Origin of the sequence: Mycobacterium sp. KBS0706 (assembly GCF_005938675.2) — a bacterium.
Classification (GTDB): Bacteria; Pseudomonadota; Alphaproteobacteria; order DSM-16000; family Inquilinaceae; genus Inquilinus.
Map to the genome: position 1 here is coordinate 1 of NZ_VCCH02000120.1, position 19,577 is coordinate 19,577.

Annotated in this window: 16 protein-coding genes; 1 reads left to right on the plus strand and 15 read right to left on the minus strand. The window is 67.5% G+C overall.

The window, feature by feature from the left end:
• The first annotated feature begins 642 nt into the window (after nt 1-642).
• On the plus strand, nt 643-1,749 hold the full coding sequence (locus FFK22_RS36500) for an SbmA/BacA-like family transporter (RefSeq protein ID WP_306770229.1): 1,107 nt from the start codon (nt 643-645) through the stop codon (nt 1,747-1,749).
• Nucleotides 1,750-1,800: 51 nt separating this feature from the next.
• Here FFK22_RS36500 and FFK22_RS36505 read toward each other — a convergent pair whose 3' ends face one another.
• The 15 genes from FFK22_RS36505 to FFK22_RS36575 form a co-directional block, all read right to left on the minus strand.
• Nucleotides 1,801-2,727: a LysR family transcriptional regulator gene (locus tag FFK22_RS36505; RefSeq protein ID WP_138892835.1), complete on the minus strand. Its 927-nt coding sequence runs from the start codon at nt 2,725-2,727 to the stop codon at nt 1,801-1,803.
• Between the two features lie 168 nt (nt 2,728-2,895).
• Nucleotides 2,896-3,777, minus strand: a complete 882-nt coding sequence (locus FFK22_RS36510; protein WP_138892834.1) for a LysR family transcriptional regulator — start codon at nt 3,775-3,777, stop codon at nt 2,896-2,898.
• A 47-nt stretch (nt 3,778-3,824) separates the two neighbouring features.
• Nucleotides 3,825-4,316, minus strand: coding sequence for a DoxX family protein (locus FFK22_RS36515; RefSeq protein ID WP_138892833.1), 492 nt, complete (start codon nt 4,314-4,316; stop codon nt 3,825-3,827).
• Nucleotides 4,313-5,077, minus strand: a complete 765-nt coding sequence (locus tag FFK22_RS36520) for a DNA-binding domain-containing protein (protein ID WP_138892832.1) — start codon at nt 5,075-5,077, stop codon at nt 4,313-4,315. The genes FFK22_RS36515 and FFK22_RS36520 overlap by 4 nt, the downstream gene beginning before the upstream one ends.
• Nucleotides 5,067-5,957, minus strand: coding sequence for a DUF692 domain-containing protein (locus tag FFK22_RS36525; protein ID WP_138892831.1), 891 nt, complete (start codon nt 5,955-5,957; stop codon nt 5,067-5,069). The genes FFK22_RS36520 and FFK22_RS36525 overlap by 11 nt, the downstream gene beginning before the upstream one ends.
• Before the next feature lie 33 nt (nt 5,958-5,990).
• Nucleotides 5,991-6,281, minus strand: a complete 291-nt coding sequence (locus FFK22_RS36530; RefSeq protein WP_138892830.1) for a DUF2282 domain-containing protein — start codon at nt 6,279-6,281, stop codon at nt 5,991-5,993.
• Nucleotides 6,282-6,467: 186 nt separating this feature from the next.
• The gene (locus tag FFK22_RS36535; protein ID WP_221939124.1) at nt 6,468-9,248 is read right to left on the minus strand and encodes a glucosidase; all 2,781 of its coding nucleotides are present in this window, start codon (nt 9,246-9,248) and stop codon (nt 6,468-6,470) included.
• A gap of 26 nt (nt 9,249-9,274) precedes the next feature.
• Nucleotides 9,275-11,344: an amylo-alpha-1,6-glucosidase gene (locus FFK22_RS36540; RefSeq protein ID WP_221939125.1), complete on the minus strand. Its 2,070-nt coding sequence runs from the start codon at nt 11,342-11,344 to the stop codon at nt 9,275-9,277.
• Between the two features lie 116 nt (nt 11,345-11,460).
• Entirely contained in the window at nt 11,461-13,656 is a 2,196-nt protein-coding gene (locus tag FFK22_RS36545; protein WP_138892829.1) for an FAD-dependent oxidoreductase, read from the minus strand.
• A gap of 43 nt (nt 13,657-13,699) precedes the next feature.
• Nucleotides 13,700-14,710 (minus strand): VOC family protein, encoded by a 1,011-nt coding sequence (locus tag FFK22_RS36550; protein ID WP_138892828.1) that lies wholly within the window; start codon nt 14,708-14,710, stop codon nt 13,700-13,702.
• The gene (locus tag FFK22_RS36555; RefSeq protein ID WP_138892827.1) at nt 14,707-16,152 is read right to left on the minus strand and encodes a GMC oxidoreductase; all 1,446 of its coding nucleotides are present in this window, start codon (nt 16,150-16,152) and stop codon (nt 14,707-14,709) included. The genes FFK22_RS36550 and FFK22_RS36555 overlap by 4 nt, the downstream gene beginning before the upstream one ends.
• A complete protein-coding gene (locus FFK22_RS36560; RefSeq protein ID WP_221939126.1) occupies nt 16,145-16,957 on the minus strand; it encodes an aquaporin in 813 nt (270 codons plus the stop codon). The genes FFK22_RS36555 and FFK22_RS36560 overlap by 8 nt, the downstream gene beginning before the upstream one ends.
• A gap of 1 nt (nt 16,958) precedes the next feature.
• Complete coding sequence (locus FFK22_RS36565) at nt 16,959-17,813, minus strand: glucose 1-dehydrogenase (RefSeq protein ID WP_221939127.1); 855 nt, start codon at nt 17,811-17,813, stop codon at nt 16,959-16,961.
• 216 nt (nt 17,814-18,029) lie between these two features.
• A complete protein-coding gene (locus FFK22_RS36570; RefSeq protein WP_138892826.1) occupies nt 18,030-18,698 on the minus strand; it encodes a hypothetical protein in 669 nt (222 codons plus the stop codon).
• A 157-nt stretch (nt 18,699-18,855) separates the two neighbouring features.
• On the minus strand, nt 18,856-19,284 hold the full coding sequence (locus FFK22_RS36575; RefSeq protein ID WP_138892825.1) for a hypothetical protein: 429 nt from the start codon (nt 19,282-19,284) through the stop codon (nt 18,856-18,858).
• Nucleotides 19,285-19,577: the final 293 nt, after the last annotated feature.

The following is a 19,577-nucleotide window of genomic DNA, read 5'->3' on the forward strand; positions in this document are numbered from 1 at the left end:
CTCAGAAGCAAGGTTAAGCCTGCTCCGAGCGCCGTGGCCAGCACGCGAGTAGCACATCTCGCGCGCTGTACCGCACCTCGCCGTCAGAAGGTCAGGTCGGCCCGACTGCGTTGGCAGTGGAGTAGCTGTCCACCCCGCCGCTCGAGATCCACCGCATTAGAAGCGCGCTGAATGCACGCGGCTCGTTGCGGACGCTGGCCAGCGGAGCCGCTGAAGGCCGCCCGTCCCTTTTGCGGACCGCCCTGGCCTTCCCGGCTTACCCAAAGCAGGTAGTCCAGGTGATCCATCGTGGCCCGGCTCATTGCCGCGGGCCGGCTGTCGTCAATGCCGTCGTTTGGCTGACCTGTCGAACTGCATTTCCAATAGACGCGGGGCATGAAACTCATAGGCGTACAATAGTTCCAACGCCCACGCAGAAAAGTCATTGTGTAGATGAGAGCGGCAGTGTCGCGAAGGCCAGGGATCTAGAGATGATTCCTGCTGCGATCCTGCTCGATGGGACAAATCATCTTCAGCATTTGCGGGAGCTGGAGCTTCCGCGGACGGGCGGACATGTCAGTCGCACGAGAACAGGCCGCAGGGAGAGGGAGGTTGGCGTTCCGCAGGGAAGCTCCCAGCGCATCACGACAATTGTGGTGCTTGGTGCACGCCCTCGGCGAAGCCCGCCGCTATCGGCTTCTGATTGGCACTCTCGTGTGCGTCCTCACGGCCGTTGTCTCCGCTGTAGCCTATGGGCAGATCGAGCTCAACGCCTGGAACGGCTCATTCTACGACGCGATCGCGCGGCGCGACTTCCAGGCCTTGCGGCGTTCCATCTACACCTTCTTCGGGATTGCCGGAGCGCTGCTCCTGCTGATTGTCGCGCAGACCTGGGTGCAGGAGATGATCAAGGTCCGGCTGCGCGAGTGGCTGACCCATGATCTCCTCGACAGTTGGCTCGTCCCGAGACGGCCCCATCTCCTTGCCCGCGCCAGCGAAGCTGATGTCCATCCGGACCAATATGTGCAGGCCGATGCGAGACAATTCACCGAGCTGTCAACGACCCTTGGCTGCGGTTTGCTGCAATCCATATTGCTGCTGGCCACGTTCACAGGGCTCCTCTGGTCCCTGTCGGATCAGGTCGTCTTTAACCTGTTTGACGGCAGGCCGTTCAGCATCCCGGGCTACATGGTCTGGTGTGCGTTGATCTATGCGGCCGCCGGATCCTGGCTGGCCTGGCTCGTCGGGCGGCCGCTCATCCGGCTGAATGCCGAGCGCCAGAACCGAGAGGCAGAACTCCGCTCCACCTTGGCCAGGATTCACGGATCCGCGGATGCGATCGCCCTTCACGGCATGGAATGCGGCGAACGTGGGGCCGCGGGTGGTGTCTTCGCCTCGGTGACGGAATTGAGCCGCCAGCTCGCAAATGGCGTCGCACGGCTGACCTGGGTCACCTCGGGCTATGGCTGGCTCGGCCTCATCGTGCCGGTGATCGCCGCGATGCCGGCCTATGCGGCCGGCAGCCTCTCGCTGGGCGGGTTGATGATGGTGATCGGAGCCTTCAACCAGGTGCAGAACGCGCTCCGTTGGTTCGTCGACAATGTCGACAAGATCGCCGACTGGCGTGCCAGGCTGCAGCGGGTGTCGAGCTTCCGCGAAAGCCTCCTCGCACTCTCTCCGGATCCGCAGGACGAGACACTGACCAGCATCGAGCGCTGGCATGGCCGCGTTTCAGCCACTCGGTCTGCGGCTGCTCGGCAGGCGGCCTAACTGATCTCGAAATGCATTGGCCGCCCGGTCCGGCCTGCCGATGGTGGCCGCTCAGGACTGCTCCACCGAAGCCGAGCCCTGCAGCACCACCGGCTCCTTGCCCAGCCAGCGAACCCGCATCGCCTCTCGCACCAGAACGCCGATGGCGGGGGAATGCGGGCGTCCACGGACGGTCACGAGGGAGACGTCGCGCCAGAACTCCGGCTCGATGCATTTGCGACCGACCACACCGGGATAGTTGATCGAGTATTCCGGGATGAACCCGAAGCCGAGGCCGGCCGCGATCATCGCCAGGACCCAGTCATCCCGCTCGCTGCTGTAGATCATCGGTGTGCGGACATTTTGCGACAAGAAGACGGAGCTGGCATATTCGTAGACCTCGCAGTTCCTGCGATTGACGTAATTCTCGCCATCGAGGTCCTGGACGCGGATGGCGTTGCGGTCGGAGAGCCGGTGGCCGGCCGCAATGGCGATCATGAAGAACTCCCGGAACAGCTCGATATAGTGAAGGCGATCGTTCGGCTCATCGCCCGGCAGGCAATAGATCGCCGCCTCCAGGTCGCCCGCCAGCAGCTTTTCCTCGAGCATCCGTGCCGGAGCGTCGACCAGCAGGAGCTCGACGGCCGGGTGCCGCTTTCGCACCGCTTCGATCAGATCCAGCACCTGCGTCGGCGCGATCGTGCACATGATGCCGAGGCGAAGCTGGAGCTTCTTGCCGGTGATCAGCTCGATTGCCGTCTTCTTCGCGGCTTGGGTCTGGTCGTGGACCTGTTGCAAGTAGGGCTGCATCATGCGGCCGAGCTCGGACAGATGCGTGTTCGCGCGCTCGCGGTGGAACAGCAATCCGCCGAGCTCCTCCTCCAGCAGCTTGATCGCGCGCGTCAGCGAAGGCTGCGCGACGTGGCAGGTCTCGGCCGCCCGTGTGAAATTGAGCTGGTCGCAGACGGCCAGGAAATAGCGGATCTGATGCATCTCCATGGCAAATCCCCCTGTGTGCCGGTCCGTGCTTCTTTTCGGTGGAGGGGTAGATCCGGATACTCCCCGATGGTCCGGTCCGGCCTATGAAACGGCTCAATGGCGGAATGATCGTACCTTATCACCCAGCCGGTCAGCCTACCTGCAAAAGGGGTATCTGGCGCCGCGGACTCAGAACGCATTCCAGTCGAAGCTCCGTGCCATGCGCACGAAGGTCGACACTGCGGGGGAGTGCGGCCGCCCGGCAACGGTGGCGATGGCGATCCGCCGGGTCACCTCCGGATTGACCAGCGTCCGCGAGGGCAGGTTCGGCAGCCTCGCCATGTATTCGGGAATGAAGGAGATCCCGAAGCCGGCCATGATCATGCTCTGGATCCAGTCTTCCCGCGTGCTTTCGTATCGCTCCTGCAGCTCGACGCCCAGCTCGGCCAGGATCGTGTCGAAGAAGTTGATGAACTCGCAGTTCAACCGGGTCAGGTACGGCTCCTGGTGAACGTCGGAAAAGGCCACCATGTTGAGCGTCTCAAAGCGATGGCCCGGTGGAAAGGCCACGATGAACCGTTCCTGATACAGCGGCAGCATTCTTAGCCGGTCAGGCAGGGTCGGCTGCTCGGACAGGATCGTCAGATCAAGCTCACCCGCGAGCAGCATCTCCGACAGTTCGCGCGGCGTTGAGTCGGTCACCCTCAGGTCGATCGCCGGCTGCTCCCGCTGCAGCTTCTGCAGGAGGCTGATCAACCGCGTCGGTCCGATGGTGCACATCACCCCGAGATTGAGGACGGCTCGCTCGAGCTGGACATAGCCCTGAGCCTGCGCCTTGGCCGCGGCCGCCTGGGTCACGACCGTCTCGAAATGCGGCTGCATCAGGCGGCCGAGATCGGTCAGGTGAGTGCGCTGCCGCTCGCGGTGGAACAGGGGGCCGCCGAGCTCCTCCTCCAGCTTCTGGATGGCCCTCGTCAGCGACGGCTGGGCGACATTGCATTGCTCCGCCGCGCGCGTGAAGTTCAGCGTCTCGCACATCGCGAGGAAGTAGCGGATCTGATGCATCTCCATGGGATCCGGTCCTCGACAATGATGGGCGGGGCCGCGCCGGAGCCGGGTCAGGACCGGCTGGACGAGATCCAGCGAGAGAGGAGATGGTCGAGAGACAGTGGTCCCGGGCCCCGGATCGCGATCACGAGGAGCAGGAAGAGCCAGTAGAAGTGCTCGACGTTGTCGTAGGCCGGGTTGGTCGCCCCGAGCACGAACTGGATGACCAGGCTCATGCCGATCAGGGGCAGCGCTGCGAGCCGTGTCGCCAGCCCGACGACCAGCAGCACAGGCATGGCGAGCTCGAAGGTGGTGCCCATGAGCGCCGCAACCGAGGTGGGCAGCAGCGGCACCCGATACTCCTCCTGGAACAGGAAGAGGGTGGCGTCCCAGTCCTGGATCTTGGTCAGGCCCGAATTGAAGAACACGCGCGCGATCCAGAGCCGGATGGCGAGCTGCAGCACGGGCGCGGCCCAGGCCTCGATCAGGTCGACCGTGCGCCTGACGGTCTTTGCCGCCTGTGCGGTGAAGGCGATGCCGGGGGCCGGAATGGTCACGATCATGAGTCCCTCTTTCGAGTGGTGTGAAACGAGAAGCCGCAGAAGGTGCCGCGCGACAGATGGGTTGCGAGCGCAGCCTGCAGATCGAATCCGGGATCGGCCGCTTCGCCGGCCGCCGCCGCCACATCGAGCGGCATGCCGGTGCGGACCATCCTCAGGAGTGCAAAGTCGCCGTCGGCGAGCGGCGCCATCTCCACGGCGCCGCCGCTGCGCAAGACCAGCACGGCACCGGCGGCAGCCTGCTCCGCCGTCGGTTCCTCACCCCAGAGCGCCAACAGCAGGTGCGCCGAAGCGACGAGGCGGACGGACGGGTGAAGCCGGAAGACGATGTCGCCGGTGCGCCCGGCCGCGATGCCGGCCAAGCGGCCTGGCGACAGGGGCGGCGTCTCCGCGGCGAAGCACGCTTCGACACGCGCCCATTCCAGCCGAGCGAGATCCGGAAGCGAGGGATCGACATCCGCCCAGGCCGCGGCCGACAGGAAGGCCGGAAAGCTCTCGCCATAGGCGAGGAGCTGCGGCTGCCGGGGCGGTGACGCCTCGATAAAGGCCTGGGCAAGAACGGCAAATCGCTGTTCCCCGAGGTGGCGGGCGGTGACCGGAAAGGCCGCGCGCAGAGCCTCGGTCAGCGACGCGAGCAGGTTGTGACGGTACACCGCGAGCCGGCGGGCGGCCGGCACGTGGTCGCTGACGATGGCGGCGCAGGCGGCGTCGGGCGCCCCCTCTAGCACTGCACTGCGGAAGGCGGTCTGCAGCTCATGCAGCATGGCGCGGCGCCCGCTTCCCGCGAGCCATATCGAGCAGCCGGTCGGCCTTCTCCGCCTCCGCCAGCAGCACCGGCAGCTCGGGCACCGCCGTGTCCCACTCGACCAGGACCGGAAGTGGCCCGGTATGCCCCAGGGCCACCTTGAGCAGCCGCCAGACCAGCGCATCGACCGGGGAGCCGTGGTCGTCGATCAGCAGCCGCTCCTCATCGAAGCGCGCGACGGTATGCCCGGCTACATGGATCTCCTCGACCGCCTCCCAGGGCACGCCGTCTAGGTACAGGCCGGCATCGAAGCCGGTGTTGCAGGCCGAGACGTGGATGTTGTTGACGTCGAGCAGCAGCCCGCAGCCGGTGCGCTGCACGATCGCCCGCAGGAACTCCCACTCCGCCATGGTCGATTCCGTGAAGGCGACGTAGCTGGACGGGTTCTCGACCAGGATGCGGCGCCCGAAGGCCTCCTGCGCCTGGTCGATGTTGCGGCAGATCACGGCCAACGCCTCGTCGGTGAAAGGCAGCGGCAGCAGGTCGTTCAGGAACACGCCGCCGGTGACGCTCCAGGCGACATGCTCGGAGACGAGGCCCGGAGCGAAGCGGTCGTAGAATCCGCGCAGGGCCCGGAGATGCCGGCGATCCAGGCCGTCGGCGGAGCCGAGCGACAGGCCGACGCCGTGGCAGCTCAACGGGAAGTCCCGGCGGATCCGCTCCAGCGCGGCGAGCCGAGGGCCGCCGGCCGAGAGGTAGTTCTCGCTGTGGACCTCGATCCAGCCTGCGGCGGGTGGCTCGCGCAGGAAATCCACCACGTGGCGGTGGCGGAGGCCGATACCCGCGCGGGCGGGTATCGGCGCCGCCGCCGCATTCGCACCAGGGGAGGGGGAGCGCATGCGGTTCGACCTCCGGCTCGGGGCCTGTGCGGGTCAGCTCTTGTTCGGATTCACGCCCTGAAACGGCTTCAGCTGGCCGCCGAGATCGGCGCAGTGACCGGCCCCGATCGCCCGCCATTCGCCGCCGTCATAGTCGACCTTCGACTGGCCGGCGCAGGAATGCGTCCCGGCCTCGTTGGCGCAGCTGTTCTGGCCGGCGAGCGAGATGCCGTAGCACTTCTCGAGGTCGGCCGCGTGCGCTTGGCTCGGCGCCGCGATCGCTGCCAGGGCGACCGCGCCGAACAGGGCGGTGGCGAGGTTCAGGGCGGCTGTCTTGCTGGTCATCTATCCTCTCCTGTCGATGGCGCCATGTTCGGCGCGGGAACAGGATCACGCTAATCCATTGATCCAAATCGATAAAATGCCGTGTCCTTATGGGTTCGATAGTCGGTGGCTATGAAACGTCGCGGCGCCGGAAAGCGAAACGGCGGCCGTCTGGCCGCCGTCTCCCGGACACCATCCCGACGGCGCTCAGGATCCCGCGCCGCCGGCTCCGGCTGCTGCGACGGCCGGAGCAGCATCTGCGGGATCGGCTGACACGCCCTGAGGTCTGCCCAGGCTTCGCTTCCGGGTTGCTCCCTGTCCGCGCCAGAATTCCGGGATATCGCGGCGGAACTGGCGCATGACCAGATTGGCGAGAAGACCGGTCCACCCAGTCTGGTGCGCGGCGCCGAGCCCCTGGCCGGTGTCGGCATGGAAATACTCGTAGAACAGCAGCAGATCCTGCCAGTGCGGATCGTCATGGAACGGCGGCTGGGATGCCAAGGCCGGCCTCGGCTCGCCGTTGCTCCCTGGGCGGTAGAGATCGACAAGACGCTCGGCGATCAGGGTCGCGATCTCCTTCAGCGTGAGGCGGCGATCGTCGAGGCAGGGGACCGGAACCGTGTACCCGTCGCCGAGGAAGCGGTGGAACTTCTCCAGCGCCTGGATCAGGGAATAGTTCACAGGCAGCCAGATCGGCCCGCGCCAGTTCGAATTGCCTCCGAACAGGCCGGAATTCGACTCGCCCGGGACATACTCGATGATCGCCTGGCCGATCCCCGGCAGAGTGCCGAGGTCGCGCCGCTCCGCATGGATGCGGCTGACGCTGCGGACGCCATAGGGTGACAGGAACTCGTCCTCCTTCAGCAGATGCTCGAGGATCCGCGGCAGCATCGCATGGTCGACGATCGCGAGCAGGTGTTCGCCGCGGTCGTTCTCCCAGTCCGGGCAGGCGCAGATGGACTGGCCACGGAAGACGCCGCCCTTGTGATGATGCAGCATCGAGCGAAAGCGCGGGACGTTGGCGAGGAGCCGCCGGTCGATCACCTCGGTCGCGAAGAGCGGGATCAGGCCGACCATCGAATAGACGTCGATGCGGTGCGCGCGCCCGTCCGGATCGATGATGAGGTCCTTGAAGAACCCGGCCTCCTCGTCCCAGAGCGGCACGCCCATGCCGGCATGGCCGCCGATCGCGTTGGCGATGGCCAGGAACTGCTGATAGGTCTGGATCGCGATGTGCTCGTAATCCGGATCCTCGGTGGCCAGCTCCAGGGCCATGACCGTCATGTTCAGGGCAAACATCGCCATCCAGCCGGTCGCATCCGCCTGCTTCAGCCGGAAGCCGGGGGGCAGCGGCCGGGAGCGGTCGAACACCGAGATGTTGTCGAGCCCGAGGAATCCGCCCTCGAAGACGTTGTGGCCGTCGCCGTCCTTCCGGTTGATCCACCAGGCGTAATAGAGCAGCAGCTTGTGGAACACGCGGTGCAGGAAATGCAGGTCGCCGGCACCACGCTGCACCCGTTCCGCCCGGAACACCTTCAGCGCCGCGGCGGCGTGGAGCGGCGGGTTGACGTCGTCGAAGGTCCATTCATAGGCCGGGATCTGGCCGTTGGGATGGAGGTAGGTCTCCTTCAGCAGGATCTCGACCTGATCCTTGGCGAAGTCGACATCGACCAGCGCGAGCGCGCCGCAGTGGTAGGCGAGATCCCAGGCGGCGAACCACGGATACTCCCATGTATCCGGCATCGAGATGATGTCGCCGGCCTTGAAGTGCTTCCATTTGCGGTTCCGGCCGCCAAGCCGGCTCGAGGGTGGAGCGAGCCGGTCGCCCTTCAGCCAGCGCTCGACGTCGAAATGGAAGAACTGCTTGGACCAGATCATGCCGGCGAGGGCTTGGCGCAGGATGCGCTGTTCCTCGCCGCCGGCGTCGGGCAGCAGGTTGGCGAAGAACGCATCCGCTTCGGCGCGGCGTTCGGCGAACAACGCCCCGCCGCGGGCGAAGGGCGCGTCCAGCGCTGCGGCGGAAAGCACCAGCTCGATCGTGGCGCTGTCCCGCGCCGCGACCTCGACACGGGACCATGCCGCGAATTTGGTGCCCTGCTGCTCGGGGTTGACCGCCGCCGCCTCGCCCCTGGTGACCCGACGGTGAAAGGCGTCCTTCACATATGGCGAAGGGTTCGGTTGGCCCCACAGCCGCTCCGTGTTCGACTCGTTCTCGGTGAACAGCGGTTCCGCCGGATCGCGGCCGTAGAGGTGATAGCGACCGAGGGCAGGGTGCTCGGCCTCGACCGCCCAGGCAGCGCCATCCGACGGGGTATCGAGGCGGAGGAGCGGCCGGTCGCTGCCCTCGTCCCAGGACCAGGTGTTGCGGAACCAGAGCGTCGGCAGCAGATGCAGCACCGCCGCATCCGGCCCGCGATTATGCGCCGTGATCCGGATGTGCATCTCCTCTGGCCCGGCCTTGGCGTAGGCCACCTCGACATCCCAGTACCGGCTGTCGCCGAAGACGCCGGTGTCCATCAGCCCGAGCGGCGGGTCGCCCCGGCCGCGGCGGCGGTTCTCCTCGACCAGGCGGCCATAGGGGTATTCGGCCTGGGGATATTTGTAGAGGTAGCGCAGCCAGCTGTGGGACGGCGTGGCGTCGAGGTAGAAGTAATACTCCTTCACATCCTCGCCGTGATTGCCCTGGTTGCCGGTCAGGCCGAAGGCGCGCTCCTTCAGGATCGGGTCACGCCCGTTCCACAGGGCCAGCCCGAAGCACAGGAACTGGCGGTCGTCGCTGAGCCCGGCCAGGCCGTCCTCGCTCCAGCGATAGGCGCGCGACCGCGCCTGGTCGTGGTCGAAATGCTCCCAGGCCTCGCCATGGGGGCTGTAATCCTCGCGCACCGTGCCCCAGGCGCGTTCCGACAGGTACGGACCCCACCGGCGCCAATCCTCGGCGCCGCTGCGCTGGGCCTCGAGCCTCTTCTGCTCGGCATTCAAGCTGGGCATGACGGCATTCTCCTCTGACGGATGGATCAAGGCCGGCCAGGCGCGGCGGCCATCCGGCGCAGGCGCCACCAGGCCTCGAGGGTGCAGGCGACCGACCAGGCCTGTGCCGGGCAGCCGGCGGGCCGATGCGGTGCGGCGCCGTCGAAGATTTCGCTGACATGGCCGAGGGCGGAGTCGGCGAGATGGTCGCGGACCGGCGCCAAGCGGGCGAGCGCAGCGGCGGCGTCGCCATGCACCCGGTGCTCGGCCAGGGCGTAGTGTCCCAGCAGCCAGGCCCAGACCGGCCCCTGATGATAGCCGCCGTCGCGCGCCCAGACGTCGCCGCCATAGGCCGGATGGAACGCTGGATCCTCCGGCGAAAGCGATCGGAGGCCATAGGAGGTCAGGAGGTTCTGGCCGCACAGTGCCACGACCGCGGCCTGCCGGTCCGGATCCAGCGGGCTGTGCAACAGGCTGACGGCCAGGATCTGGTTGGGCCGGACGCTGGCGTCGTCACCCTCGGGACCGTCGATCACATCGTAAAGGCCGCCGTTGGCAGGGCTGACGAAGCGCTGGAACCCCTGCCGGACCTGGGCCGCGAGTTCGGCGTAGGTTTCGGACGACTGTCCCAGCATGGACGCAAAATCCGTCATGATGCGCAGCGCATTGTACCAGAGCGCGTTGATCTCGACCGGCTTGCCGATGCGCGGCGTGACCACCCAGTCGCCGACCTTGGCATCCATCCAGGTCAGTTGCACCCCTGGCTCCCCGGCACGCAGCAACCCGTCCGCCGGGTCGACGCCGATGCCGTAACGGGTGCCGACACGGTACCAGTTGACCATCTCCGCCAGCACCGGGAAGACGGCCGCGAGAGCAGCCGTATCGCCGGTCGCCTCGACATAGGCGCGCCAGGCCTCGAAGAACCACAGCGCGGCATCGGCGGTGTTGTAGTCCGGCACCTGGCCTGCGCCCGGGAAGACATTGGGCAGCATGCCCCGATCGACGAAGCGGGCGAAGGTGTCGAGGATCCGCCGTGCCAGCTCCGGCCGGCCGGTGGCGAGCGTCAGGCCGGGCAGCGCGATCATGGTGTCGCGGCCCCAGTCGCCGAACCAGGGATAGCCGGCGATCACGGACACGCCGTCCGGCACCTCGGGCAGCGGACGGGAGAAGAGGAAGCCGTCGGCGGAGAGGGTCAGCTGCGCGATCCAGTCCGGCATCCCGTCGGGGCCGAGTTGGGCAGCAGCCGCCGCCAGGACCTCCCGGTCATGCTGTCGGCGCCGCTCCAGAGCGGCGTCGAGGTCAGTCGCCGGATCCGGGTGCAGGCTGGCACCTAGGCCGACCCAACGGCCCGGCACCAGGGCCAGCGAGGCCATGCCGACGGCGAGATGGTTGTCGCGGTCGAACAGGCCGCGCTCGCGCTCCGCAGGCAGGTCGAAATTCTCGATCCAGGCGCGGTCGAGGGCGATGTCGCCGCCCGACGCCGCCAGTGTCAGAGCGAAGCGACCGGCGTCGACGATGAGGGCGCCGTGGTGAAGCTCCAACTGCGGATCGAACTGCCCGACCGCGGTCTGGCCGTGGTGGTCGCGGCCATTGGCCAGCAGCCGGACCCGCAGCTGCATGTCAGGCGCCGGCATCGGGTCCGGCAGCAGGCGCCAGGCGGCATAGGTCGTGTCCGCGCCGGGCTCCATCCAGATGCGATGCTCGATCCGAGTGCGGCCAACGGCGTAGATCCAGGTCGGGACGGTGCCGTCGAGCTGGAAGGATTCGATCTCGACATGGCCGGCCGGCACGATGGCGCCGCCGGCCCAGCGGTTGGTGAACAGCGGTGTCTCGCGGCCGTCCTGGACCAGTGTGGCGTCGGCCTTGGCGAAGACCAGCATCCGGCCCAGCGGCGGGTCCACAGGCGCGACCAGCAGCCCGTGGTAGCGGCGGGTCAGGCTGCCGGCGACGGTGCCGGCGGCATAGGCGCCGCGGCCGTTGCTCAGCCACCACTCCCGCCGTTCCGCCTCCCGAAGATCGCCGCAGACGGCCCGGCCGAAGCGGATGAAGGTCGGCATCGTCGGGGTGTCCCGGACCTGGTCGGCGGACGGCTTCAGCGCGGTCTTCGCCATGTCCATCAAATCCTCCCTGCGGCCCGAAGGCCGATACTGGGTTCAGTGTCCCGGAAGTCCGACGCCAAGGCGAATGCCAATGGTCTATCGGCCCGATATCCGGCAGGCATCGTGGTGCCTGATCAGCCCCGCTCCTCGCCGGTGATCAGCCGGGTGCTGCGCCGGAAGGTCAGATAGGCCCAGAACCAGTCGAGCGCGACGACAATGCGGTTGCGCATTCCCGCCAGGAAGGCGATGTGGACCGCGCCCCAGAGCCACCAGGCGATCGGGCCGCTGAGCCGCAGCCAACCGAAATCCGCGACCGCGGACCGCCGGCCGATGGTGGCAAGGCTGCCGAGGTGGCGATACCGGAAGGCGGCTGGCGCCGGCCGGCCCTCCAGCTGCGACCGGATCAGCCGCGCGACATAGGCCCCGGCCTGCTTGGCCGCCGGGGCGAGGCCGGGGACCGGCTTGCCGTTCCAGCCCTCCGACCAGGCGGTGTCGCCGATGGCGAAGACGTTCGGCAGGCCCGGCACGGACAGGTCCGGCCCCACCTTGATCCGTCCGGCCCGGTCGCACTCCGCCCCCAGCCATTTGGCTGCAGGAGAAGCCATCACCCCGGCGGCCCAGAACACCGTGCGGGCAGCGATCCTGCGGCCGCCGACGACCACGCCCGTCTCGTCGATCGCTTCCACCGCGTTGTTCAGCAGAAGCTCCACACCGAGCCCCTCGAGCGAGCGGGCTGCCGCCGCAGACAGCGCCTCCGGGAAGGTCGGCAGCACGCGCGGGCCGGACTGGACCAGCAGCACGCGGGCGAGGGCCGGCTCGATCGTACGGAACTCACGCTTCATGCCGTGACGGGCGAGCTCCGCGATCGCGCCGGCAAGCTCGACGCCCGTGGGGCCGCCGCCGACCACGACGAAGGTCATCAGCGCCAGCCGCTCGGCCGCGTCGCTCGCCCCTTCGGCCCGCTCGAAGGCCAGGAGAAGGCGGCGCCGGATATCGGTCGCATCCTCGATCTTCTTCAGGCCCGGGGCGGTCGGCTCCCATTCGTCATGGCCGAAATAGGCATGGCGGGCACCGGTGGCGAGGACGAGATAGTCGTACGGAACCGCCTGTTCGCCGATCAGCACGGCTTGGTTCGCCGCATCCACGCCGGTGACGCGGCCGAGCAGGATGCGGGCGTTAGACTGGTCGCGGAACATGCCGCGGATCGGGGTTGCGATATCGGCCGGCGACAGCCCCGCCGTTGCCACCTGGTACAGCAGCGGCTGGAACAGATGGTAGTTGTGCCGGTCGATCAGCGTCAGCCGGCACGGCGCATGGCGCAACGCCCGCGTCGCCGCCACGCCGCCGAAGCCGGCGCCGACGACGACCACATGGGGCTGGGCGGCGAAGGCCGAGAACGGCAGGTCCGCCGGCGAGGGGAAGCGGCGCTGCAGCCAGTGCCGGACCAGCGCATCGAGCGACAGCAGGCCGGGGCCGCGCAGCACGATCAGGCCGAGCAGCGCCATCCAATAGAGATGGTCGACATGGTGCTGGTAGGTCAGCTCGATCACCAGCGTCAGGCCGATCAGCGCCAGCGCTGCCGGGCGCGTTGCCAGGCCGAGCACGATCAGGACCGAGCAGCCGAGCTCCGCCGCCGTGCTCAAATACGCGGCGAGGACCGGCGACAGGATCGGAACGGAATATTCCGCCTGGAACAGGAAGATTGTGCTGTCGAAATCACTGATCTTGACCAGCCCCGAGGCGAAGAAGACCGCGGCGATCCAGTAACGCAGGAACAACAGGTAGGGCGGTCCGGCAAAACGAGTGATCGTTGCGAGGCTGCTGGCGATGGGACGTGCGAACGGAACCGCCGTGTCCCCGATGCCGCGGGCGATGCGGCGGTCGAGCGAGATCGGGCCGGCCCCCATCACCGCGTACCAGCCGAACAGCACGGCCTGGTGCAGGTTCGACTCCAGCGGCAGATAGGCGTACTGGACCACCAGCGCCAGGATCAGCATCGGGATCGCGGCGAAGCGCGTGGCCAGCCCGAGCGCGAGCAGCAGCGGGCCGACCAGCTCGATCGTCACCCCGAGCCACGCCGCCAGCACCGGGTTCATCCAGGAGACCGGATATTCGTGGGCGGCGAGATACAGCGCCGCGTTCCAGTCCGACACCTTGACGATGCCGGAGACCCAGAAGCTCTGGGCCAGCCAGAGCCGGATCAGCAGATCCAGAACCGGGGCGGCGCCGATCTCGCCGATCCGGATGGCGTCGCGCCACAGGGCGAGTGTTCGGCCGAAATGCGCCATGGCGCGGCTTCGCCGCGGCGCCGTGATCGAGAGGCTGGTCATGGAAGTCCGTCCTGTCACGAGTTCCGGTGAGAGGGGGGCGTGCCTAGGGCTCTGTCAGCAGCAGGGCGTGGCCGTCGGGGTCGCGGATCATGAATTCCCGGCGTGTGCCCGCAGCTTCATCCGGGATGGCGGCAATGCCGGAGGACACGAGCGTGCTTCGCGCCTGCCGCAGCGCGTCGGCGGCAGCGACGACGTCGGCCGTGACCAGCCCGACCTGCTCGTGCCAGAGGTCGTTGGCGCGCGTGTCGATCGGCGCCGGGCGCCCGTCGGCGGGGGCGAGATACTCCAGGAACTCGATGCCCGGCCCAGACGCGGCGCGCAGGGTCGTGATCCGGAGATGGGCGCCGACGACGTTGTTCAGACGCGCCTGTTCGGGGCCGTAATTCTCGCTCTCGCCGACAACCTGGAGCCCGAGCCGGTCACGGTACAGCGCCAGGCTGGCCGCGGTGTCGCCGACCACGATCGCGGTGTGGTCGATGCCGAGGAACAGGTGCTGCTTCGCCTGCCATCGCGGCTGTCCCTTGCTGGGCGGGAACTGCAGGATCTCCAGCGGATTGCCGTCCGGGTCCTTGAAGTAGAAGGCGCGGATGCCGGCGGCCTTGGGGTTCCACGAGGGCAAGGTCTGCGGCTCGGTCGAGGCGTATCGGACCTTGTTCTGCCGCAGCAGGGCATAGGCCCGGTCCATGTCCGACACGATGATCGCGATGTGTTGGAACCAGCGGTCGTTGCTGCGGGAATCGGCTGGGATCGGGCGACCGGACGGCGTGAGGTACTGGATCAGCTCCACCGCCTCACTGCCGAGCTGGAGCCGGGCGATGCGCAGCCGGGCACCGGACACGCCGGTCAGCCGCTCCCATTCCGGCCCCACGACCTCCTCGTCGGAGACGACCTTGAAGGTCAGGACGCCGGAGTAGAAGGCGAGGGCGCGATCCATGTCGCCGACGGTGATGCCGACCGTATCTACCGCCTTGACCAGCTGCGCCGATGCAACGGGGCCATAGGCGAGGACGCCCGCGACGATGGCGGCGGCGAGAAGGCGGCCCGCGCGGATCATGGCGTCCCCCCGCCTCTGCTGCCGGCGAGGTGATCACCGAGGCGCAGGCCCCAGGCATAGATGGTGAGCGCCGGATTGACCCGACTCGAGCGGGGCAGGACGCTGCCATCGGCGACGTAGAGCCCGGACATGCCGTGCACCCGGCCGTGCGAGTCGACGACGCTGCCGCTCGGGTCGAGGCCGGCGACCATGCTGCCCAAGGCATGCGCCGTCCCGGCGATGCCGAGATAGCGGTCGGCGGTCGCCATTCCCGCCGCATGCAGCCGGCGCGAGAAAGCGCGCACGACATTCAGGTGCTCATCATGGGCCGGCGCCAGCCTCCGGAGGTCGTAGTCGAGCGTCGGCATCTGCTCGCCGCCGCCGGAGACCACGCGGTTCTCCGGGCTCGACCCGTCCTCGGTGGTGACGAAGAAGCCGATGGTGCGGGCGCCGATCGCGTTGTTGACGAATTGCGGCACGGCGCCAGGGAGTTGCGTCGCCAGGATCTCGCCATCCATCCAGCCGAGGCACTGGACGGTGCTGTGCGGGAACTCGTCGTTGAACAGGATCGCGGTCTTGCGCAGCACGTCGCGATGGCTGAAGGGCGACACCGCGAGCAGCGCGGTGTTGGCGTGGATCTTGATGTTGGCGCCGACGACGGGAGCTGAAGGCAGACCGCCGAGGCCGCCGGCGGCGATGTGGTCCTGCAGGATCCGGGGCGAGGTCAGGGCCCCGGCCCCCAGGACGACGGTCTCGGCTTCGTAGCTGGTGCCGTCGGCGCAGACCACGCCCGTCACTCGGTGCGGGGTGCGGTCGGAGTGCAGCAGGCCGACAACCTTCTTCTTGGTCAGGAGGGTGAAGTTCGGCGCGTCGGCGATCGGGCCGAGCAGGTTGATCTCGGCGTCGGATTTGTAGCCGGCGACAGAGGCGAAGCCGTCGAAATGCTTCGCTTCGGTCTCGTCCCGCAGGATCTCGGGCTTCAATCCCAGCGGCAGCGCCGCCGGCCGCCAGCGGCCATCGCCGTTCACCACCTTGTCCAGCACTGCCTGGATCCCCGGCTCGTTCGGGAAGCGGCTGACATGGAGAAGGGCCTCGGCCTGGTCGTAATAGGGGGCGAGCTCTTCATAGCCGAAAGGCCAGGACAGGCACTGATGGTCGCGGTCGGCCGCAAATTCGTGGGGATCGAAGCGCAGCAGCGCGGCGCCGTACCATTTCGTCTTGCCGCCGACATTGTGGTATTCGCCGGGCACGAAGGTGCCGCCACGGCCATCGCGCCAGGGCTCGCGGTTCTTGAACCGGCCCTCGGCAAAGACCTGGGCCACGTCCAGCGTGCTGCCGTCGCGCGGCAGGCGATGCCCCTTCTCCAGCAGGAGGACGCGCTTACCGGCCAGGACCAGCTTGTGCGCGACGGCCGAGCCGCCGGCGCCGGAGCCGGTGATGATGACGTCGTAGCGCTCAGGCATGGGCGACCTCCCGGATGGGCGGCTGATAGCCGCAATGGATGCAGCGGTGATGGGGGGAATGGTCGAGCTTGGCGCAGGCCACCGGCCGGTCGCGCCGCAGCAGGCGATAGGCCTCGACCGCGAGCAGCATGCCGAGTGGCGGGGCCAGGTAGTAGATCCAGAGATGGGTCCAGAGCCCGCCGGCCAGGGCGGAGGCGGTAGACCGCGCCGGGTTGAGACTCATCCCGGACAGAGGCGCCTCGACCGTGATGTAGACGGCGATCATGGTGCCGGCGAACAGCCCGGTCAGGCGCATCACGCGTGGGGTTCCGGTCGTCGTGAGCACGAGCAGCATCAGGCCGAAGGTCATCGCCGCCTCGGCCAGGAAGGCCGCCAGCGGACCAGCCGGACCGGGCGTGGTCGCAATTGCCGAGATCGGCGGACCGGTGAAGACGGAGCCGAGCACAGCCGAGACCAGAACCGCTCCCGCCGCTCCCCCGGCGAACTGTGCCGCGACGTAAAAGGCGGCGTCCCAGGGCGCCACCTTTCCGAGACGCAGCCAGGTCAGCGTCATCGCCGGATTCAGATGGGCGCCGGAGCGGCGGCCCCAGGGGGAATAGACCAGGGCGATCGCGGTCAGGCCCATGGCGGTTCCCATCAGCGCGCGCCGCAGCAGCGGGTCGGGCAAAGCCTGGTGGAGCGATGAGGCCGGATGCTCCAGCAAAGTGGCGATCAAGCCTGCCGAGACCATGAAAGCGCCAAGCCCGGCCGCCTCCATCAGATATTCCGGCCAATGCGCCCGCAGCATCCGGATCGCCGTGACCATCTCACCCTCCCGAGGCGAATTCCGGATAGAGCGTCATGCCGCCATCGACGAACAGCGTCGTGCCGTTGACGTAGTCCGATGCGTCGGAGGCCAGCCACACCGCGGCGCGAGCGATGTCCTCCGGTTCGCCGATCCGCTTGTAGGGGATCAGCTCGAGCAGGGAGGCCAGCGCCTCCGGCGTCTCCCAGGCCGGCCGGTTGATTGGGGTGCGGACCGCGCCGGGCGCGATGCTGTTCACGCGGATGCGGTGCGGCGCGACCTCCTGGGCCAGGCTCTTCATCAGCATCGCCACACCCCCCTTCGACGCCGCGTAATTGACGTGCCCGGCCCAGGGAATGACCTCGTGCACCGAGCTCATGCAGATGATCTTGCCCGCTGCGCGCGAGACGCTCTCGACGACGCCGCGGTGCTTGAACTCGCGGACCGCTTCGCGGGCGCACAGGAACTGGCCGGTCAGGTTGACACCGATCACCGTGTTCCACTGCGCCAGCGTCATCGTCTCGAAGGCTGCGTCGCGCTGCAGGCCGGCGTTGTTGACCAGGATGTCGACGGTGCCGAGGACGCCGATCACGGCCTGGAACATCTCCACGACGTCGTCCTCCTGCGAGACGTCGGCGCGCAGGGCGACGGCGCGGCTGCCACCCTCGCGGATCGTCCGGGCGACCTCCTCCGCCTCGGCCTCGCCGGCGACATAGTTGACGACCACGTCCGCGCCGGCCGCGCCGAGCGCGAGTGCCACGGCCCTGCCGATGCCGGAGTTGGCGCCTGTGACCAGCGCTTTCTGCCCGACGAGCGGCTTCTGAGTCATCGTGTCGATGGCCGAAGCGGGGGGCGACCGGTCGATCATCACCGTCATCACGATCTTCTCCCGATGGGAAGGCAGGTCGCCGCGCGCCACCGGCAGCCTTCTGCCGGCGCGGACCGTCTGCACGTCTCTGCCGTTGGAGGACTTTCGCCGACGAAATCCTGTCAGCCGGGCGAAATACTTTGCCGAACCGGTATTGCCGGTGAGATCTCTTCCAGACATGCCAGCAGGCTTTGGATCCGATGCCCAGCTGCGATGGGGGCTTTGTCAGCCCAGGCCGCTCGCAAACGGTGATCGCGTCCGCCAGGCGAAATAGCTTTCGCCATATTCGCTCGACGGGCTGGTCTCGTTGCCGAAGGCGTCCCGGAAAGGATTGAGGACCATCCGCCCGCGATGGGTCAGGCAGTCGGACACCGCAGTCATGCCACGGCTCTCGGCCATGGCCTCATTGATCAATCCGCGCACGAGTGCGAACGCGTCTGCGAAAGACAGCCCGAGCCACTCGTCGACGCTCGCCGTGTGCAGCTTGGGCACTCGGTCGGGCTGCCAGGCGCCGAGAACATTCCACCGCAATCCGGCCTCGGCGGGGAGCTCTCCAAGAGCCCCGGGCTGCACGCGGATCTCGAGCCGGTTCTCATATCGCCCGGTCAGGACAAACCCGTTCTCCCGAAGCGGCACGACGGCCAACCCTAATCTCAGGAAGTCGGTCGGCCGCAGGGGTTGACTGGTGCGGATCTGCCGCTCCAGCGCTGCGATCGCTCCATTGAGGAAACGCTCCGGCCCAGCCTTGGGAGGACGATGTTGCCCACGCCAAGGGAGAACATGGCCCGTGTCCAAAGGCAGAGCCTGATCTTTACACCTGCCGTCGGCCGCCATCTCCGGGCCGCGACGCTCCGTCGGCATCACCGGCGAATTGTCGCCGATCGATCCACCCATGGACGTTCTCCCAGAAGCGAGTTCGCGGTTCCGAATTTCGCCTCGCGCAAGGGCGCCTGCCGACTGGATCGGCGCGGATCCGGGACGGCAACACCGCGCCGTCCCGGTCCGGATTCATTCCTGCCGACCATTTCGAAACCAAGCCGGCTCAGGCTGGTCAGCGCTTGTCCGGCGGGCAGGTCGGACCCTGCTGGTCCTTCGACTGCAGTTCGCACGGGCCGTGCTGGGACTTGATGCCCGTGAGGGCCTGGGCAGAGCCGGCGGCGCCAACACCCAGCGCCAGCAGGGTGGCAATGGCGACGGGGCGGGCGATCTTCAGGATGGACATCATGCTCTCCTTCGAGTGAAAGATCTGGAGCGGTTTCTCGAACAGCGTTGCCAGATCGAAGTTGCGGGTTGGAACGGAGGCTGGTAAGGCGAGGATGTATTCTCGCAATCGAGCTTTCAATTTCTTGATGGCGTATACTGGTTTTGCTCTGTCGGTCTGATGCAGCAGAGCCCTGCCGAAGAGGTTCGTCCTGTTATGTGAACTCCTCGTGGAACCTTTTGTATCATCGTCGAAGTGGCGATTGGAAATGCCGACCATCTCTGGTTTCGATGTCCGCCGTCTATGACGGATCGCAGCAGAGGTTCAGCCGGTTTTGTCGAGGTCACAAAGACGAGGCCGGGCTCAATTGGTAAGGTGTGGGGTCCGCTTCGGGCGCACGCTCGGAACGTCTCCTATCGGGAGCCTTCGGCGAGACCAGATGAACTGAAAGTGCCGACTGCAGCCAATCCGGCGAACGTCCGCTTCGGAGACGACTGAGCAATGTCCGGAAATGTTTGGGGCTTCGGATGCCGGCCCCTGGCGCAGTGGGTTGGGCCGGGAGCGGGGCCGGC

Excerpts from the sequence above, each read along its gene's own strand:
- FFK22_RS36505 (WP_138892835.1), bottom strand. The coding sequence starts at position 2,727 with ATGGAGATGCATCAGATCCGCTATTTCCTGGCCGTCTGCGACCAGCTC.
- FFK22_RS36510 (WP_138892834.1), bottom strand. The coding sequence starts at position 3,777 with ATGGAGATGCATCAGATCCGCTACTTCCTCGCGATGTGCGAGACGCTG.
- FFK22_RS36515 (WP_138892833.1), bottom strand. The coding sequence starts at position 4,316 with ATGATCGTGACCATTCCGGCCCCCGGCATCGCCTTCACCGCACAGGCG.
- FFK22_RS36520 (WP_138892832.1), bottom strand. The coding sequence starts at position 5,077 with ATGCTGCATGAGCTGCAGACCGCCTTCCGCAGTGCAGTGCTAGAGGGG.
- FFK22_RS36525 (WP_138892831.1), bottom strand. The coding sequence starts at position 5,957 with ATGCGCTCCCCCTCCCCTGGTGCGAATGCGGCGGCGGCGCCGATACCC.
- FFK22_RS36530 (WP_138892830.1), bottom strand. The coding sequence starts at position 6,281 with ATGACCAGCAAGACAGCCGCCCTGAACCTCGCCACCGCCCTGTTCGGC.
- FFK22_RS36535 (WP_221939124.1), bottom strand. The coding sequence starts at position 9,248 with ATGCCCAGCTTGAATGCCGAGCAGAAGAGGCTCGAGGCCCAGCGCAGC.
- FFK22_RS36540 (WP_221939125.1), bottom strand. The coding sequence starts at position 11,344 with ATGGACATGGCGAAGACCGCGCTGAAGCCGTCCGCCGACCAGGTCCGG.
- FFK22_RS36545 (WP_138892829.1), bottom strand. The coding sequence starts at position 13,656 with ATGACCAGCCTCTCGATCACGGCGCCGCGGCGAAGCCGCGCCATGGCG.
- FFK22_RS36550 (WP_138892828.1), bottom strand. The coding sequence starts at position 14,710 with ATGATCCGCGCGGGCCGCCTTCTCGCCGCCGCCATCGTCGCGGGCGTC.
- FFK22_RS36555 (WP_138892827.1), bottom strand. The coding sequence starts at position 16,152 with ATGCCTGAGCGCTACGACGTCATCATCACCGGCTCCGGCGCCGGCGGC.
- FFK22_RS36560 (WP_221939126.1), bottom strand. The coding sequence starts at position 16,957 with ATGGTCACGGCGATCCGGATGCTGCGGGCGCATTGGCCGGAATATCTG.
- FFK22_RS36565 (WP_221939127.1), bottom strand. The coding sequence starts at position 17,813 with ATGACGGTGATGATCGACCGGTCGCCCCCCGCTTCGGCCATCGACACG.
- FFK22_RS36570 (WP_138892826.1), bottom strand. The coding sequence starts at position 18,698 with ATGGGTGGATCGATCGGCGACAATTCGCCGGTGATGCCGACGGAGCGT.
- FFK22_RS36575 (WP_138892825.1), bottom strand. The coding sequence starts at position 19,284 with ATGGTCGGCATTTCCAATCGCCACTTCGACGATGATACAAAAGGTTCC.